This window comes from Salinicola sp. LHM (assembly GCF_034479735.1).
Classification (GTDB): domain Bacteria; phylum Pseudomonadota; class Gammaproteobacteria; order Pseudomonadales; family Halomonadaceae; genus Salinicola; species Salinicola salarius.
Genome location: NZ_CP140261.1, coordinates 367,970 through 384,754 on the forward strand (window position 1 = coordinate 367,970; position 16,785 = coordinate 384,754).

At 58.9% G+C, this 16,785-nt stretch carries 18 protein-coding genes; 17 read left to right on the top strand and 1 reads right to left on the bottom strand.

The features are described 5' to 3' along the window. Nucleotides 1-4 precede the first annotated feature (4 nt). The 5 genes from R5R73_RS01840 to R5R73_RS01860 are packed head-to-tail and all read left to right on the top strand — an operon-like array spanning nt 5 to nt 6,239. Nucleotides 5-748 carry a transglycosylase SLT domain-containing protein gene (locus R5R73_RS01840; RefSeq protein ID WP_279585977.1) on the top strand — a complete coding sequence of 248 codons (744 nt, stop codon included), beginning with the start codon at nt 5-7 and terminating at the stop codon, nt 746-748. 21 nt (nt 749-769) lie between these two features. Beyond that, entirely contained in the window at nt 770-1,351 is a 582-nt protein-coding gene (locus R5R73_RS01845; RefSeq protein ID WP_322528616.1) for an integrating conjugative element protein, read from the top strand. A gap of 10 nt (nt 1,352-1,361) precedes the next feature. Further along, complete coding sequence (locus R5R73_RS01850) at nt 1,362-3,371, top strand: hypothetical protein (RefSeq protein ID WP_322528617.1); 2,010 nt, start codon at nt 1,362-1,364, stop codon at nt 3,369-3,371. Beyond that, nucleotides 3,368-5,548, top strand: coding sequence for a type IV conjugative transfer system coupling protein TraD (gene traD / locus R5R73_RS01855; RefSeq protein ID WP_084076106.1), 2,181 nt, complete (start codon nt 3,368-3,370; stop codon nt 5,546-5,548). The genes R5R73_RS01850 and traD overlap by 4 nt, the downstream gene beginning before the upstream one ends. Beyond that, a complete protein-coding gene (locus R5R73_RS01860; protein ID WP_035415439.1) occupies nt 5,535-6,239 on the top strand; it encodes a TIGR03747 family integrating conjugative element membrane protein in 705 nt (234 codons plus the stop codon). Before traD ends, R5R73_RS01860 begins: the two co-directional genes overlap by 14 nt. 50 nt (nt 6,240-6,289) lie before the next feature. On the opposite strand, the gene R5R73_RS01865 is transcribed toward R5R73_RS01860, so the two are convergent. Then, entirely contained in the window at nt 6,290-6,712 is a 423-nt protein-coding gene (locus R5R73_RS01865; RefSeq protein ID WP_052046820.1) for a DUF6166 domain-containing protein, read from the bottom strand. Between the two features lie 171 nt (nt 6,713-6,883). Here R5R73_RS01865 and R5R73_RS01870 point away from each other — a divergent pair, with 171 nt between their 5' ends. From R5R73_RS01870 to R5R73_RS01925, 12 genes are all read left to right on the top strand, one after another. Continuing rightward, nucleotides 6,884-7,255 (top strand): RAQPRD family integrative conjugative element protein, encoded by a 372-nt coding sequence (locus R5R73_RS01870; RefSeq protein ID WP_035415440.1) that lies wholly within the window; start codon nt 6,884-6,886, stop codon nt 7,253-7,255. Between the two features lie 11 nt (nt 7,256-7,266). Then, entirely contained in the window at nt 7,267-7,485 is a 219-nt protein-coding gene (locus R5R73_RS01875; protein WP_035415442.1) for a TIGR03758 family integrating conjugative element protein, read from the top strand. 87 nt (nt 7,486-7,572) lie between these two features. Further along, nucleotides 7,573-7,941 (top strand): TIGR03745 family integrating conjugative element membrane protein, encoded by a 369-nt coding sequence (locus R5R73_RS01880; protein ID WP_052046821.1) that lies wholly within the window; start codon nt 7,573-7,575, stop codon nt 7,939-7,941. 18 nt (nt 7,942-7,959) lie between these two features. Next, a complete protein-coding gene (locus R5R73_RS01885; RefSeq protein WP_052046822.1) occupies nt 7,960-8,376 on the top strand; it encodes a TIGR03750 family conjugal transfer protein in 417 nt (138 codons plus the stop codon). Then, complete coding sequence (locus tag R5R73_RS01890) at nt 8,373-9,068, top strand: PFL_4703 family integrating conjugative element protein (RefSeq protein WP_035415444.1); 696 nt, start codon at nt 8,373-8,375, stop codon at nt 9,066-9,068. The genes R5R73_RS01885 and R5R73_RS01890 overlap by 4 nt, the downstream gene beginning before the upstream one ends. Then, nucleotides 9,065-9,940 (top strand): TIGR03749 family integrating conjugative element protein, encoded by an 876-nt coding sequence (locus tag R5R73_RS01895; protein WP_052046823.1) that lies wholly within the window; start codon nt 9,065-9,067, stop codon nt 9,938-9,940. Before R5R73_RS01890 ends, R5R73_RS01895 begins: the two co-directional genes overlap by 4 nt. Beyond that, nucleotides 9,937-11,412, top strand: a complete 1,476-nt coding sequence (locus R5R73_RS01900; RefSeq protein WP_035415445.1) for a TIGR03752 family integrating conjugative element protein — start codon at nt 9,937-9,939, stop codon at nt 11,410-11,412. The genes R5R73_RS01895 and R5R73_RS01900 overlap by 4 nt, the downstream gene beginning before the upstream one ends. Continuing rightward, nucleotides 11,375-11,857: a TIGR03751 family conjugal transfer lipoprotein gene (locus R5R73_RS01905; protein WP_084076115.1), complete on the top strand. Its 483-nt coding sequence runs from the start codon at nt 11,375-11,377 to the stop codon at nt 11,855-11,857. The genes R5R73_RS01900 and R5R73_RS01905 overlap by 38 nt, the downstream gene beginning before the upstream one ends. After that, nucleotides 11,857-14,793 carry a conjugative transfer ATPase gene (locus R5R73_RS01910; protein ID WP_322528618.1) on the top strand — a complete coding sequence of 979 codons (2,937 nt, stop codon included), beginning with the start codon at nt 11,857-11,859 and terminating at the stop codon, nt 14,791-14,793. Before R5R73_RS01905 ends, R5R73_RS01910 begins: the two co-directional genes overlap by 1 nt. Continuing rightward, on the top strand, nt 14,790-15,377 hold the full coding sequence (locus R5R73_RS01915) for a DUF2726 domain-containing protein (protein WP_322528619.1): 588 nt from the start codon (nt 14,790-14,792) through the stop codon (nt 15,375-15,377). Before R5R73_RS01910 ends, R5R73_RS01915 begins: the two co-directional genes overlap by 4 nt. Beyond that, nucleotides 15,347-16,000, top strand: coding sequence for a hypothetical protein (locus R5R73_RS01920; RefSeq protein ID WP_035415446.1), 654 nt, complete (start codon nt 15,347-15,349; stop codon nt 15,998-16,000). The genes R5R73_RS01915 and R5R73_RS01920 overlap by 31 nt, the downstream gene beginning before the upstream one ends. Next, entirely contained in the window at nt 15,997-16,770 is a 774-nt protein-coding gene (locus R5R73_RS01925) for a DsbC family protein (protein ID WP_322528620.1), read from the top strand. The genes R5R73_RS01920 and R5R73_RS01925 overlap by 4 nt, the downstream gene beginning before the upstream one ends. Nucleotides 16,771-16,785: the final 15 nt, after the last annotated feature.

The following is a 16,785-nucleotide window of genomic DNA, read 5'->3' on the forward strand; positions in this document are numbered from 1 at the left end:
GTTCGTGGCACTGTCGATCCTTGCAAGCCTGCTGACGGTAGGACAGGCAAGCGCCAACGGGCCAGATATTCCTTCTGCGTATGTCGTAGCTGCAGAGGACAACGGCATCCCACCAGAAGTGCTCTACGCCGTGGCCATGACGGAATCGAAGATGTCTTTGGAGCATACCGTGCGGCCCTGGCCATGGACCTTGAACGTGGGTGGCAAGGGGTATCGGTATGACACACGTAATGAGGCCTGTAGTGCACTTCGTTCGTTCCTGCAGCAGACACGTGTCGTAGATGTCGGCATCGCCCAGATGAACGTGCGCTGGCAGACCCAGGTATTTGGTCCAGGAAAGCGATTTGCCGATCCCTGTGCAGGGTTGGATCCGTACGCGAACCTCGATGAAGCCGCCAAGGTGATTCGCCAGCACTACGATGCGTCTGGGGACTGGGTGGTGGCCGCGGGTCGGTATCACCGCCCTGCCGGTGGAGCGCCGGCAGCACGTTATCGCCGGAAAGTCCGCGAGGAGCTGGCTCAACTGGGCGCCTCACCCACGCTGGGGACTGATTCTGCCGAGCTCATGCTGGCACGCACCACGTCTTCCCATCACCCAGATCCCTCTTTATCTACCCCCTCCATCCCTGCCAATGACGCCAATCTGACCTGGATCACGCCATCGCCCCGATCGCCGGAGTCCGAGGTCACTTGGGTCACACCGGAACCGCGTCGCTGGATGGCAGAAGTTGCCGTGGCCAGCCGCTGATTCACGACCAGGAGCATGCCCATGAATCTTGTGAACCATCACTCCCTCAGCGTAATGACAGGCTGTCTGATACTAGCCCTGACGTCGTTCGCTCAGGCACAAGTGGCACCTGTTCAACGTCCGCCCGAGTTGCCGGATCTGGAGGTGGTGGCCGATCACGGCGGCGAGCCGGCACGCCCCTATTACGTGGCCATCAAAGGTGCCGGCGTCGACGAGCAGGAAGGGTACTCCCCGCAGATGGGACCGCAGTCGCGCCCGACTGATCGGTACAGCGAACAGGACATGTTGCCGGTCGAGAGTGAGCAGCTGACCCCGGGTCAGCTCGTAGCGCGAGAGCTTGATCTCCCGGGAGGGTTTACCCCGATCTTCGTGATCGGTGACGACGCACTGTCACGTCAGTGGCTTGACCAGAGAGGTGACATCCTTCGCGACATGAATGCCGTGGGTCTGGTGGTACAGGTTCAGGATGAACAGGCCATGCAGGAACTGCGTCAGGCCGCTCAGGGATTGGAGTTACGTCCTGTCTCTGGAGACGGTCTGGCTGAACGAGTAGGGCTTCAACACTATCCCGCCCTGATCAGCCAACGCGGCATCGAGCAATAGAGGGGGAACCATGAATCCAGTATTACCGTCCCCTGATGTCTTAGCCGAGTCGGTTGATCACTATATTCGGCACAGGAAGCCTGGAGAGGATGCACTTGAAGGGGCTTGCGATCTCATCTGGCCGTCGCTTGAGTCGCTGATGGTGGAGTGGCTGTCGGAGGCGGATATCACGCGCCTGTTCCGTTCCGAGACAAGCCAGGATGGTGCGGTCAGCTTCACCATGGCGGGCTTGTGGCGCATCGTTCGCTCTCAAGGCCGCACCCGTACCTATCGACGTGATCTCAAGCGGCGACAATGGAAAGCGGACAAGACGCTAGATCATTGGCCAACACTGAAACTGCTGCCGTGTGGCACCGACAAGCAACTACCTTTTGCCTGGGAAAATCTCCTCGAGCACGCCTTCAACGAAGTGTTTCAACAAACCGTCGCTGCACTGATATTACCTCAGCCGTGGCGAAGAGATCTGCAGCGTGAGCTGCGGATACGCTGGCACCGTCTGAATATTGCGCAGGTGCTCATGGGCCTTGATCGTGATGTCGGGCATTTGGTCCTACATGTCCATAATCGGTATCCCTTGGAGGCAGAGAACTGCGAATCGTGCATTGATGACTGGGGAACGATTCACGGGATCACCGTCACAGACTATGCGGAATACCCTGGCCCTGACAGAGGTCCGGAGGTGTGTGCGCAGTGCGCTTACAATCAGCGCGTCCTTGAAGAGTACGAACGGCACACCAAGAACCAATTGGCGACTTACGATCGCTATCTGAGCCATATCCGGGCGTTGGACCTGGGGCGTGGGCGTCCCTACTATCAACAGCGCCACATTGCCACTCGCAACATGAAGGCCCTCGGGTCGGCACTATGGCGCGATGTCGTTGATCGGGCGTCTCTCTCGCTGACATCTCGTATTGTCGGGCCTCGAGCACGGCTACTTCTCACGGATCTTCTTCGGGTCCAGGTTCAGCATGCGGCTGTCGAGCGTATCGCCACTGAAAGGCCGCAGTTGCTTCCCATGCTCTCCGTCATTCATCCCCGCCATTGGCACCGCGACGATCTGTTTTCTCGTCGACTCTGGGTACGCCAGAGAGACGAGAAGACGATCGTGGATCGCAAGACGTTCTGTCCCAGCCGTCGGATAGGCAGCCTGAATGAGAAGCGGAGCTTCCGCTTTCTGAGCCGGTCGCCGGCATCAGTGGTCACGATGATCCTGAATGTCTGGCAGGACACGTTTTTCGGCTGGCACCGCAACGAGGCGGATGCGGTGTTGCAGTTTATTCAGGCAGTGACCCCGACACAGGATCATCGCCCCTATGCGAAGGTGCTTGGCGCCACGGCTGGGTTGAAAGTGGTGAAAGAGATCAAGGGGAACCGTTTTGGCCGAGACCGACTGACAACAGCACTGGCGATACCTGTTTTTGGTCGCCTGGCGAGAGCCTGGGTGGCGGATCGTCTGGAAACCTGGCGGACACGGGGGTATCGCGAACTCATGCGAACCCACCCCCAAGCGGAACAAGCACTGCGCAACGCGCTCGATTGGAGTGCCAGTACCGACCACCACTTACCCGACAACAACATGGATTGGAAAGCGATACAGCGTCACTCCGATGCGTGGCATGAAGCATTGCAACAACAGCACCGTGACCGAGCGCAGTACCGCGGTCAAGCGCTTGCCTGGACGTCCCCTCTTCAAGAGATACGGTCTGACACCTACGTGGCCGTCGCATTGACCTATAGCCAGTCCCTGCAGCAGGAAGCCCATGAAATGGGCCACTGCGTGGATTCCTATGACATTGAATGCTACGAGGGTAGTTACCTCGTGTTCTCGATCAAGCCTCTCGGCCCCGACGCTGACAAGAACGATCGGGCAACCCTCGGTGTGTATTACAGCCGCTGCGGTGCCCGATTCGATCAACTTGAAGGCCCCTGTCACCAATCCACTCCCAAGCCCATCCAGGACTTTGCTCAACACGTTGTTCAATCCCTCAACGACGCCATCCTGGAGGAGAAAGCCGCATGAGCAGTCATCATCCTCTGGAATCGCTATTACGTCCTGCTGTCGAGCTGAATACCGTTTGGGTCTGTCTCGGCTGTGCCGTGCTCTGTATCTATGCGCCCTGGTCACTAGCGTTGACGCCAAGTGTGGGGATGACCACCGCTGCCGGTTTCCTGACTTATGGTGCCTGGCGGTTTCGCCAGGCGTGGATCGTATTGCGCTATCGGCGCAACATGCGCCGACTGCCGCGTTTCGCCCTTCCGGCGAGGAAGGTGCCCGTCAGCCAGCGCAGCTTGTGGCTCGGCAAGGGGTTCATGTGGGACTCCCAACATACGCAGCGGTTACATGAGTCTGCGCAACCCGCAGCAAAGGTCTACGTACAGCCAAGCGTCTGGTTCAAGCGAGCACGGCGATTGGAGCAATCCCTGGAAGGCGGCGCGATAGGTAAGCACATCGCCTCCCTGCTGCGCTGGGACTCCCCCTTGAACCCTGTTCGTCCACTTCCTCCTGTCGGTGGCCGTCCGGCACTGCATGCAGTGGAGTGGAAAGAGCATGATGTCTGGATGCCGCTGGGCGAGCGCGTCGGACATACCCTCGTTGAGGGCACCACGCGGGTGGGCAAAACACGTCTGGCCGAGATCCTGATCACTCAGGATATCCATCGTGGTGACATCACCATCTGCTTCGACCCCAAAGGGGACGCGGATCTGTTGCTGAGGATGTATGCCGAGGCGCAGAAGGCGGGTCGAGGCGATGAGTTCTACATTTTCCACCTGGGTTGGCCTGACGTCTCTTGCCGCTATAACGCAGTGGGGCGCTTCTCGCGACTCTCTGAGGTACCGACTCGCGTGACGGGACAGCTATCCGGCGAGGGGGACAGTGCGGCGTTTCGTCAGTTTGCCTGGCGGTTCGTGAACATCGTCGCCCGGGCGCGCCATGCGTTGGGCGAGCGTCCCTCCTACAACCAGATTCTGGCGGATGTCGTGAACATCGATGCGCTCTTGATGCAGTACGTTCAGGAGACGCTGGAACAGCAGATGCAGGGCGCCAACCAGAAGATCACCGAGATCGAGGGCACGATCAACGAGAACAAGCTCCCCAATAACATGAAGGGGCGCCATAAACGGGTAGTCGCGATCGTCCAGTACCTGCAGCAACCGGAGGTCATCGAGACACTCACCGACCCCGTCCTGGATGGCTTGCTCAGTGCGGTGCGCTACGACAAGACCTACTTCGACAAGATCGTGGCGTCGCTGTTGCCGCTGCTCGAGAAGCTGACCAGTGGCAAGATCGCCGAGTTGTTGAGCCCGGACTACGACGACATCGAGGACGAGCGCCCGATAATCGATTGGCAGCAGATCATTCGCAAGAAGGGCATCGTCTATGTGGGCCTCGATGCGCTCTCCGACTTCGAAGTCGCACAGGCAGTCGGCAATTCCATGTTCGCCGACATCGTCAGCGTCGCCGGCCACATCTATAAATTCGGGTCCGATGATGGATTGCCAGGCAGTCGTTCTGGGAAGAAATTGCCGATCAACCTTCACTGCGATGAATTTAATGAGCTCATGGGGGATGAGTTTATACCTTTGGTCAACAAAGGGGGCGGCGCGGGGATTCAAGTGACCGCTTATACCCAGACGCTCTCTGACATCGAGGCGCGGATCGGGTCCACGGCGAAAGCAGGTCAGGTAGTCGGCAATTTCAATACATTGATCATGCTCCGTGTACGGGAAGAGCGTACGGCAAGGCAGCTCACCGATCAGTTACCCAAAGTCAATGTCTCCACCAGGCTGATGGTCTCCATGGCCAGCGACAATGCCGACGTGAACAGTGACCAGGACTTCTCGAGCTCAGCGGGCGATCGGATAGGCACCGAGTCCGTCGACATGCTGGTCCCCAATAACATTATTGGTCTTCCCAAGGGCCAGGCCTTCGCTTTGTTGGAGGGTGGCCAGCCTTGGAAAATCCGCATGCCAATGCCGCTACCAGACAAGACAGAAGATGTTCCGAAGGATGTGGCCGATATTGCCAAGCGGATGCGAGCCAAATACAGCACGGGCGATCAGTGGTGGGAAGCGGTGATGCCGCCGCCGATTCATATGGACTTCGAGCCCCCGGAGCAGGCGTCTCGACCCCAGGACCGTGATGTGCCCGAGGCACCTGTCGACAACAGCGGGGTGGCTGACCATGGCGAGCTCTGAAGCTCCGGCAAAGCGAGCGGAGAGTAAACGCTCGGGCGTTATTGCGACACTGCTCAAGTTGCCCTTCACCCTTCTCGTGATTGTTGCCATCTCGATCATCTGCTCGATCCTGATCGAATGGGTCGGCATCACCTTTGGGTGGTTCAGTCAGGCAGGCTCAGAACACGCACGTCAGACCATGATGGCCGAGATGGGGTACTTGGACAGTCAATTCACGCGATCGCTGCTGGTGTCCTCGCCGGTGGAGTTTGCGACCATGATCGTGAATACCTGCTACCAGTGGCTGTTCGTGAAAACCGGGATTGCCGCCTGGGCCGAGACAGGGAGCGGCTCCGAGGGCTGGATCGGTATCATCAAGACATATCTGCAGGCAGGCATGTATGTCACGCTCATGACCCTGACGCGGTGTGTGATCCTGATGTTGACCGCCCCCCTGTTCATTCTGGCTGGCCTGGTCGGTTTCACCGATGGCCTGGTCAGCCGCGATCTTCGACGGTTCGGTGCAGGCCGAGAGTCGGCCTTTGTTTACCATCACGCCAAGCGGATGGTGACACCGATATTCCTCACCGGTTGGCTGATCTATCTCTCTCTGCCGTTCTCGATCCATCCCAACCTGTTTCTGCTGCCGTGTGCGCTGCTGTTCGGCGCGATGATCACCATCGCCACTTCGAGCTTCAAGAAATACCTGTGAATGGGCGGGATCTGACAGCCCCGGCGCAAGGGAGCCGGGGTCGGAATGGTTCATTCAACAAGCTCGGGAGTGCCGCAGCGCTCATAGATGTGGACAACCGGGAGGTCCATTTCTTCATCGGCGGGAAGACGCGATACCACCTTATCCAGTATTTCGATGGCCTTCTCAGCCTGGTCTTCACGCACATGAATGGCGGGATAGACCAGGGCAGCAAGGGCATGGCTCAAACACTGGGGGCCGGTACCTGAATAGCCCCATGCAAAGCCGCCTTCATACTGGAAACGATCGTAGCGCGGTATGACCAGTTGCGCCGCGCTATCGTCGCAATGACGATACAGAACCACCGGTGCGCCCTCCACGAAGCGGAAGAGCAGCATTCCACTAACGCCATGCGCCGGATTGGCAATATCCGCCTGGGTCACATTCTTTACCTGGCTGAAATCAAAATCCTCAAGCCCCCGACGGTCACTCATACGATCACCCTTCCTGATGGAACATCCCGTGGAATGTCCTAGACCAGGGGCTAGCCGTCAAGTCGCTGGACAAGAATACCTGTCTGATCCGCTTAACGTTTCTGGCTGATCCCGCGAACACATCCCTCGACCATGGACTCATGTCGTCACCACCCACGGCAGGATTCCATTATGACGGAGCGGAAGCACTCTCCCATCTCTGGCCCGGACGCTACAGGCAAGGCGGCGCTTCTCCTGGGACTGCTGATGGCCAGTTCGATGTCACTGTCTGTTCAGGCGAGCGACATCGATGAAATTCAACGTCGCGATCTCGCCCTGATCCAGACCCAGATCGAGCAGATCAAGGTGGTCGTCGATCGCATCGATGCGCGACAGCAGAAAACCAGCCCCGAGAATACTCGCATCTATTTCGATACCCGCATGCTGCGATCGGATCTCAAGTCCATTACCTCCGGTATCGATGCCTACCTCGCCCCCGAACGCCTACTTCCGCGTCAGCCCATGCCGCTGAATGGCGACTACCTCGAAGATCGGGGGCAGTGATGGCGCTTTCAATGCAAGAAGCCTTCAAGGCTGGTGCAAGCGCCACCCCAGATGACCTCTACCTGTTGATCGCTGGTGTCGGTTGTGCCCTGGCGGTGATCTGGCTGGCGTGGCTCGGCGTCAGCAACTGGCGCGGTTGGGTGGGAGGCATGTTCAGCGAGCACGTCATGACCTGGAATTTCATCCGGGGCGTGATGGTGGTCGTGATTCTGTTCTGGCTGTTCTTGTAGCAGCGCAGCTGGAAGCCCTTTCCCGGGGCACCATTCCTCCTCGCGTGAGGAGGTTCATCAGCAAGAGACCCAAGGAGTAATGGAACCATGAACGTCATCACGTCACTTTACAGCCGAACCAAAGGCGTACTGCGAGGTGGGGTGGCTGCACTTGCCTCTCTACCCGCCATTGCGCTCGCGGCGTTGCCTCAACAGGAAAACATTACCGAAGGGGCAGACGGTAACCTTCTCGACACCTTCCGCAATGTGGGGTCGGAAGGCTTCAGTATCGCCTTCATCGTCGTGACAGCCTTCGCGATTCTCGCTTACATCGGTGCACTGATCTGGGCCTTCAACGAATCGAGAAAGAAAGGCGAGTGGGGCCTGTTCGGGATGGTGGCCGGTCTTGGGGTTGTCATGATCGTCGTCGTTATCTGGCTGGCCAATTACGGCGACCCGATCATGCAGAGCACTTAATCACGGAGGCGTCGGGCCATGACCATCGATTTCATTCCCTCTCGCTTGAACGCCACCCCCGTCGTCTTTCGCGGCATGACCGGAAAGGAGTTGGTGATCTGCACCTTTGCGGGGCTGATGGCGTTCATTCCTGTCGGGTTGATCGGCTGGGCAGTCGTGGGCATGGGGGCCATGGTCCCGACCTGCATGTTTGCAGGGGCTGGTCTCTTTCTGTGGTTTGGCGGCGCATTCATGCGTCGGCTACGCCGAGGGCGCCCTAGCTCCTGGGTGTATCGCAAGATCCAGTGGCAACTCACCAAAGCGGGGCTTCCCGTGCCGGGGGGTAATGAATTGATCCAGGAATCCATCCGTTGGCGCATCCGACGCGATCCCGTTCGGCGTCCAGTGACGAATTCGACGGGACGCCTCTCGCGCAGCAAGGGAGATAACTCATGAGTCGTAAACGTCATGCCTTGGCGGCCCGGGACGCTCATATCACCACGTTACGTGGCGTCATCGTGGTGATGGTCCTGGTGTGCGCGGGACTCTACTGGGGGTGGAAGACGTCACCGGATCGGCTGGATGTCCATGTTCCCCCGGATCTACGAACCGGCAGCACTCGCGAGTGGTGGAAAGTACCGGAGCCCAATATCTATACCTTCGCCGTCTATGTCTGGCAGACGATCAACCGCTGGCCGGTCAATGGCGAAGTCAACTACAGGCGCAACATTCAGGCGTACAGCACATTCCTGACGCCCGGCTGCCGTAACTACCTCGAAAACGAGTATGAGCAGCGCCGCGCCCGTGGCGAATTGAAGGGACGTGTTCGAGGAATCTATGAAATTCCCGGTCGAGGGTTCCAGGACGAGAGCCCTGATGGACCCGGTGGCGTGCAGGTGATCGATCGAGATCACTGGATTGCCACGCTCGATATGGGGGTCAGTGAATCCTACGCCGGCACGTCCGTTCGTGACGCTTTCGTTCGCTATCCCATCTACGTCAGCCGCGTGGACAACGATCCCGATTCGAATCCCTGGGGGCTGCAGATCGGTTCCGCTGACGGATGCTTTGCCGGGGTGCCCCAGCGACTCGGGTATGCCGACGACGACAGCGACGCCGACCAGCCAAGCGAGGTAGCTTCACCATGAGTAGACGCCTGTTATCCCGACTGAGCATTGCGAGCGCCGCTTTGGTGCTCGCCACCCAGGCACAGGCGGTGGAGATCCTTCACTGGGATCGCAAGCCTCTGCCGGTCGACCTCCCGGTTGGAACGGAACGTGTGATCGTGCTGGATCGCAATGTACGGGTGGGGCTCCCACCCGAGATTGCCGACTCGGAGACACTACGCGTTCAGAGTGCCGGTGGTGCCATCTATCTAAAGGCTGACAAGCCGTTCGATACCCAACGGGTTCGCCTTCAGGACGTCGAGACCAATGAAGTGGTCCTGTTTGATCTGACGGCCATGGAGACGGGAGCAAGCGACGAAGAGATTCAGGTGGTGTTTCCTGAAGACGATCATGTCGATTCAGAGACTGCCTCAAGCTCGGATTCCCAGGAGCAGGATGATGGATCGTCGTCATCGGCCAATACACCGGTTCCTGTGGTGCTGACACGCTATGCGGCGCAATCCTTATACGCCCCGACGCGGACCATTGAGCCGGTGCAAGGCGTCAATCGCGTGGCCATGCGACTGCCTGAAAGCCTGCCCTCGCTGTTGCCGGCTTTACCGGTATCCGCCACACCGGTTGCCGCCTGGAAACTCGACGGGTGGACCGTCACGGCAGTGAAGCTCTCCAATCGCGACCCATCTCGGGCGTTTGAGCTGGATCCACGTTGGCTGCAAGGCGATCTCTTCAGCGCCACCTTCATGCATCCCACGCTCGGCCGCCGAGGCTCGGTACGGGATACCACCACCGTCTTCATCGTCACGGATGGGGTGTCGTTGGCTCAGGCGGTGCCACTTTCGGCCTCCGTGGCCGAGGATCACTCAGTCCACGCAGATGCGGGAGGTGACTCATGAAGCTCAAGGGCAACGGCCTGGTCAGGATTCTGGTGCCGTCATTTCTCGCCCTGGTCGCTGTGATTGTCATTCTCTGGTCGGGATCCGATTCCAGCCAGCAATCAGGGTCAAGTGGTGAAGAAAGCGATCCATCGCTGACGCTGAGTGAAGATGAGCTCAAGGCGCTGGGGATCGAGGGAGACACGCCACAGGATACGGTCGCCACCCTGGTCGGTCAGACGCGAGCCATGCGGGAGGAAATGAATCGAGTGCTCGAGACCAACCAGCGGCTCCGGGAACAAAATGCCGACATGCTCGAGGATCGACGTGACGTTCAGAGCCAGATTCGTAGTGCCCTGCATCAACAGGAGCAGGAATTCGATCAGGAGCGCCGGGCGTCACAGCGTGAGAACCAGAGCCTGCTTCAGAGTCTGCAAAGCGAGATTAGCAATCTGAAGGACGGTTTCTCGGGGGAAGGCAACAATGAGGACGTGCCGATTGGTCTGGGGCTTGAAGGCGGCGGTGCTGGTGGCACCGGCAGTAATCTGGCCTGGGTCGAACCCATGGATCAACGCGTTGAGGAAGGCCCCGGTCGTCGTGGTCAGGAAGGACCGACATTCCCGACATCGTTCCAATCCGCGGCAAGTGATGTCGGTGAGGCTGCCTCGAGAGCGGGGAGTGCGGTCAAGGCGAGTGCCACGGGACAGCCCGATGAAGCCACCGTCGAACCCGTCTACACCATCCCCGAGAACTCCACTTTGATGGGATCTCTGTCCATGACGGCGCTCCTGGGCCGGGTCCCGGTCGATGGCACCGTAAACGATCCCTATCCATTCAAAGTGATGGTGGGTAAGGACAACCTCACCGCGAACGGTATCGAGCTCCCCGAGGTGCAAGCTGCAGTGGTCAGTGGGACAGCGACGGGGGATTGGACCCTCTCCTGCGTGCGCGGAAACATCTCGTCGATGACGTTTGTGTTCGAGGACGGCACGGTTCGAACCGTGCCGTCGCCGGAAGACGTCAATCAGGGGCGTGGAAATAGCAACGATCGCAATCAAAACCAGACGATCGGAGGTGGTGACTCCATCGGCTGGCTGAGTGACCGGAACGGGATTCCCTGCATCAGTGGCATGCGTCGCAGCAACGCCAAGGAATACCTGAGTACGCAAAGCCTGCTCACTGCTGCCGGGGCCGGTGCGGCGACGATGTTGTCTGATGACGATTCGACCTCAATCACGTCCATCGGCCCCGATGGCAGCATTTCCCAGGCCATGACAGGCAACCAGGCCATGGGGCAGATCCTCTCTCAAGGGGTGAATGACATGTCCCAGTGGGTCAACAGGCTGTATGGCGAAGCATTTGCCGCCGTTTATGTCCCCCCCGGCCAGGACGTGGCCATTCACATCAACAAGCAGATCCCGATCGATTACGAGACCGAAGGGAGGAAGGTGCGCTATGACTCATCAAGGGCAACCACACACGGGCTCGACTGATCGCAGGGCCTTCCCACGAGCCACTCTGTTCACTCTGGCCCTGGTGGGATTGGGGCTGCTTTCCGGCTGTGCGACGTCCAAGGACGAGCTGATGCCTACCAACGGGATGACCATGCAGGAGCTCTGGAAAGAGGGCTCCCGGCAGAGTGCGAGTGGCAGCGCTGGGAAACAGGCCGTGCTGGAAGCCCGGGGGGCGTTGCGTCGTCCGATCGGGGATGGCGAGGTGACCGCTGAACAGACGCGCTATACCCGTGACGCGGCCAATGAGATCTACAGTCAATTCTCACGCCTGCCGAACCCAGACCTGGTGATGTATATCTATCCCCACCTGGCCGGTGGGGAGTCGGTGCCGGTACCGGGTTACTCCACCATCTTCCCGCTACACACAAAGCACCAGTACGCCATGCCGGGTGAGGGAGCTCGTCCGGTGGGGAGGACGCGCTGATGTCATTCAATGACCTGATGAATCGCTGGTTCGGTGGTGCCGAACAGCAGGCTGATCCCATCGATGCCTCCGAGATGAATGGCAATGGCGAGCGGCCATTGGCGGTCCCAAGGGGGAAGTCGATCACAGAGCAGGACGTTGATCGGCTCTACAAACGGGCGCCGTCCTTCGCCAACTATCTGCCCTTTATCGAGTATCTGACCGATTCAAAATGCTTCCTGATGGATGATTGTCGCTCGGTCGGCATCGTGGCCGAGATCATGCCGCTCGCGACCGAGGGGCGGTCGGAGGAATGGCTCAGGGATAAGCGTGACCTGATCGAAGGGGCATTTCAGGATGCTCTGCCACAGCACGACAACTCACCCTGGGTCGCCCAAATCTACGCCCAGGATGAAGTCGACTTCCGCGACATCATGGATCGGCTGAAAGCCTATATTGATTGCCCGGATCCCGAATCAACGGAGAAATCCAGTGGCTTGCTCGAGACCACCTATACCCAGGAGTGGTTGAGTCAGTTTGAGCGGCATCTGAAATCCATCTCTCAGGAGGGTGGCGTGTTCCACGACGACGTGGTGACGCAGACCTCCTGGAAGGGACAAACGCGCCGCACGCGCCTGGTGCTCTACCGCCGCCTGAACAAATCCACAGGATCAGGGCGTGGCAACCCGATGACGCCGGAAGAAGATGCCAATATGGTCTACGACCGCCTGGCGTCGGCGCTTGAAGGGGCAGGCCTCACCCTACGACGTTATGATGGGCGTGACTTCCATCGCTGGATGGTAGCCTGGTTCAATCCTCGCCCGTCTATGTTCCCCGACGATCCCCAGGCCTTTCTTGACCTGGTCGACTATCCCGGCGACGACAACCTGCCCTACGACTATGACCTGGGGGGCGATGTCCTTTTCAACATCCCGACGTCTGATGTCGACAAGGGCCTCTGGTATTTCGATGGCCTGCCACATCGGTGTCTGGTGGTGGATGAACTGCGCAAGAAGCCGGAGATCGGACACATCACCGGTGAGGTCAAGCGGCAAGGCAGCAAGTCCAAGGTCTCCAATGCGCTGATGGATGTGCTACCCGAGGGTACCGTCATGGTATTGACGGTGGTGGCGTCGCCCCAGGAACCCCTCGAGGATCATGTCAACCGGCTCAGCAATAAGGCGCATGGCGATAGCGTGCTGGCAGTCAGCGTGCGTAATGACTGCAAGAAAGCCAAGGAATACATGGCGGAGCGCCATTTCCTGTACCAGTCCTCCCTGGTGTTTTACTTGCGTGGTGACAATGAGGAGGACCTGCGATTAAAGACCCAGGCGTTGAGCACCAAGCTGTATCAGTCCAGCCTGAAGCCGGTTGAGCCCGAGGATGAGATCGCCTCCCTCAACACGTACCTTCGCTGGCTCCCGATGGCTTTCGATCCCGACAAGGATGCCCGTAACCGCTGGTATACCGCCTACAACTACGTTCAGCACATTGCGAACCTGAGCCCCTTCTTCGGTCGAGCTCGTGGTACGGGACGCCCGGGTATCACAAATTTCAATCGTGGCGGCGAAACGCTTTCGTTTGATCCCTTCCATCTGGCCGATCGCGAGAAGAATGCGCATGCCTTCATCAGTGGCCCGACAGGGGCAGGAAAATCGGCCTCACTGACGGCCATCTGCGCTCAGCTGATGGCCGTGCGCCGGCCGCGTTTGTTCATCCTGGAAGTGGGCAACAGCTTTGGCTTGCTCGCCGACTATTTCGAACGTAACGGCTTGAGCGTCAACAAGGTCAAGCTGTCACCCGGCTCAGGCGTCTCCCTGGCCCCCTTTCTGGAAGCACACCGGCTACTCGAGGACGAGCGTGCACGCAAGCAGGCCGACGAAGATGCCAAGGCACGTGCCCAGGGTGAGATAGACGATGATGCGTTGCCAGCGCCGATCGAGGATGAGGAGGAAGAGCTCGATGAAGACAAGCGGGATCTTCTCGGTGAGATGGAAATCACCGCACGTCTGATGATTACCGGTGGGGAGGAAGAAGAGGAACGTCGCTTTCGTCGTGCCGATCGGCGAATTGTGCGCGACGCCATCATGCGCGCTGCACGGGTGACGTTTGAAGAAGGACGCCCCTGCAAGACCGAAGATGTTCGCGATGCCTTCTTCGAGATCTCACGCGACCCTGGTTTCCATGAAGACACCCAGCGCCGCATCGAAGAGATGGGCATGAACATTGGCCTGTACTGTGATGGCTTCGATGGTGAGGTATTCAACTCAACCGGTGATCCCTGGCCTGAGTGCGATGTAACCCTGGTGGACCTAGCCACCTACGCCCGTGAGGGTTACGGGGGGCAATTAGCGCTGTCCGTCATCTCGATCACCAACATGATCACCAACCTGGCAGAGCGGACGCAGTATGACGGTCGCCACATCGTCCAGATCATCGACGAGAGCCACGTTGTCACCGTCAATCCCCTGCTGTCACCGTTTTTCGTCAAGGTGGGCAAGATGGGGCGTAAGCTCTTTTATTGGCTGTGGTTCGCCACTCAGAACGTCGAAGATTTCCCTGACGCGGCCGAGAAGCTGCTCAACATGATCGAATTCTGGATCTGCCTGGTGATGCCACCGGATGAGGTTCAGAAGATCAAGCGTTTCAAGTCACTGACACCGGCCCAGGAAGAGCTCCTCCTCTCGGCATCGAAGATCTCCAAGAAATACACCGAGGGCGTCGTACTGGCCTCTACGGTTGAGGCGCTGTTTCGGGTGGTCCAGCCGAGTCTCTACCTGGCGTTGTCCGGGACCGAAGGGGACGAGAAGAAGGCTCGGCGCAACGTCATGCTGGAAAAGCGTTGCTCCGAGTTGGATGCCGCCATCACCTTGGCCAAGGAGATGGATGCGAAACGTGGCTTTATCGAGGAGGACGCTTCCGGCGTCGATCGGGATCGGGCAGAGGTCTCGGCATGAGTGAAACAGTCGCCCCGTCAGGTGCGGTCACTCTCGGGACGATCGCGATCTTGGGGCCTCTGGTGCTGGCTACTCTCTATGTCCTGGTGTTGCTGGTGTTTTGGCGGCGGGGAAAGGGAACGTTGCCCTATGAAAGACAGCCCGCCCTCAACTCACCTACCGAGCAGGCGTTCTATGGCGCCGTTTCGCTGGCCGTCGGATCCAGCGCGATGATCGCCTGCAAGGTACGTATCGCCGATGTACTCCACGTGCGTTTCCGCCAACACCACTCTCGCGACCAGCGCTGGTGGCGCTACTTCCGCTTGATCAGCTCCAAGCACGTCGATCTGGTGCTGTGTGAGCCTCGCGGCGGACGAATTCTCATCGCGATCGAGCTCGACGATCGCAGTCACCGTCGTGGCGACAGGAAGCGTCGCGATCGGTTCGTGGATCGGGCTTTTGCCTCAGCAGGCATCCCGCTGCTGCGCTTTCCCGCCCGTGGACGCTACAACGTCCAAGAGATCCGCGCTCAACTTGCTCCCCATCTCACGCCCCCGGAAGAAGGATCGGTGGTATGTCAGAAATCCAAGTCTTCGACACCGTGAACGCCGATGCGCGCGAACGCACACTTCATTTGCTGCCGGTCCTGCAGGCAGACCCTTTTGACAAGTTAACGGCTGAGGACATCACCCTGAACGTCTCAACTAGCTGGATGAAAGAACCTGTCAGCCCTGATGGGGGCTGGGTCATCCATCAACCCTATCCCAATGGGCTCTATTTCGTGGGGGGATCCTCTGAATGCCAGCTGGGGGAGTTCATCACGCTCCCCGCGGATCTCACTGCGGGAGAAGTCGTATTTCAATGGTCTGTGGCTGTCGAGAACCTGCCGCCCGGCCGCTTTCAGATCGAACACCGTATCGAGCTGACCTTTGAAGAAGGAGACGGACGTACCTACTCCATGGACGTGGCCAACTGGTGGGCACAGAGCGAGTTTGCTGGCGAAGGGCACACTACACCCGAAATTGGCCGCAACCGCTTTTCTCGATTGCAACATCAGGGAATCTCGCCATCACGACGGGCGCACGTTCATGAGTCGATACGCGAGGGGTGTCGCTATCTCGACATCCAGGAGTCCTTGTCTCTCCCTGCTATCACGCTGGGTGATTGCTGGACCATTCAAACCTATGGGGGCGAGTCCGCTCTCTCATGCCTGGAGGCGCTGCGATGAAACGTCAACTGACCGGTCTGATCCTTGGTGCGGCCGTCGTGACCATGACGGCCTCGACAATGGTCTTGGCTGCATCAGGGCAGGATGTGCCGGAGGCACTGGAGGATCTCACCATCAATGGCCAGGCCATTACTCCTGAGTCAATTCATCGTGTCGACCTCGAAGGGCCAATATACGAGGTGCGGCTACGCAATGGAGACACCTTCTACAGCGACGCTCAGGGGCGTCACATGGTCGTGGGGACTCTCTACGACAACGCGCCAAAGGGGCTCATCAACGTCACCGAGCAGCACAACCGTCAAGAACGGCTGGAGCAGCTGCAGGATGTGCCTGAGGAACATCTGGTGACTTACCCCGCTCAGGGAGATGACCTTGGCGAGATCACGGTCTTCACGGACACAACCTGTCCCTATTGCCAGAAACTGCATCAGCAGATCGATCAACTGACGGCTGCCGGTATCACGGTCCACTACGTACCGTTCCCACGTGCCGGCAGCCAGTCCCCAGCCGCACGTCAACTGGCACAGATCTTGTGCTCGAAATACCCGCAAGAAGCGATGACGGCCGTATTCGAGGGCCGCCCTCTCCCTATGGAGATGGAACCGGTTGAAAGCTGCCAGTCCGCTGTGAAAGACGGATTTCAACTGGGGCAGCAATTTGGCGTGACGGGGACTCCGACGATCGTCTTGCCATCGGGGGAGATGGGGGAAGGGTACCGGCCTGTTGATCAAATGGTGCAGGCCATTGGCCGTACGTCAGGAAATCACTGAGACAATCGAAGAGGA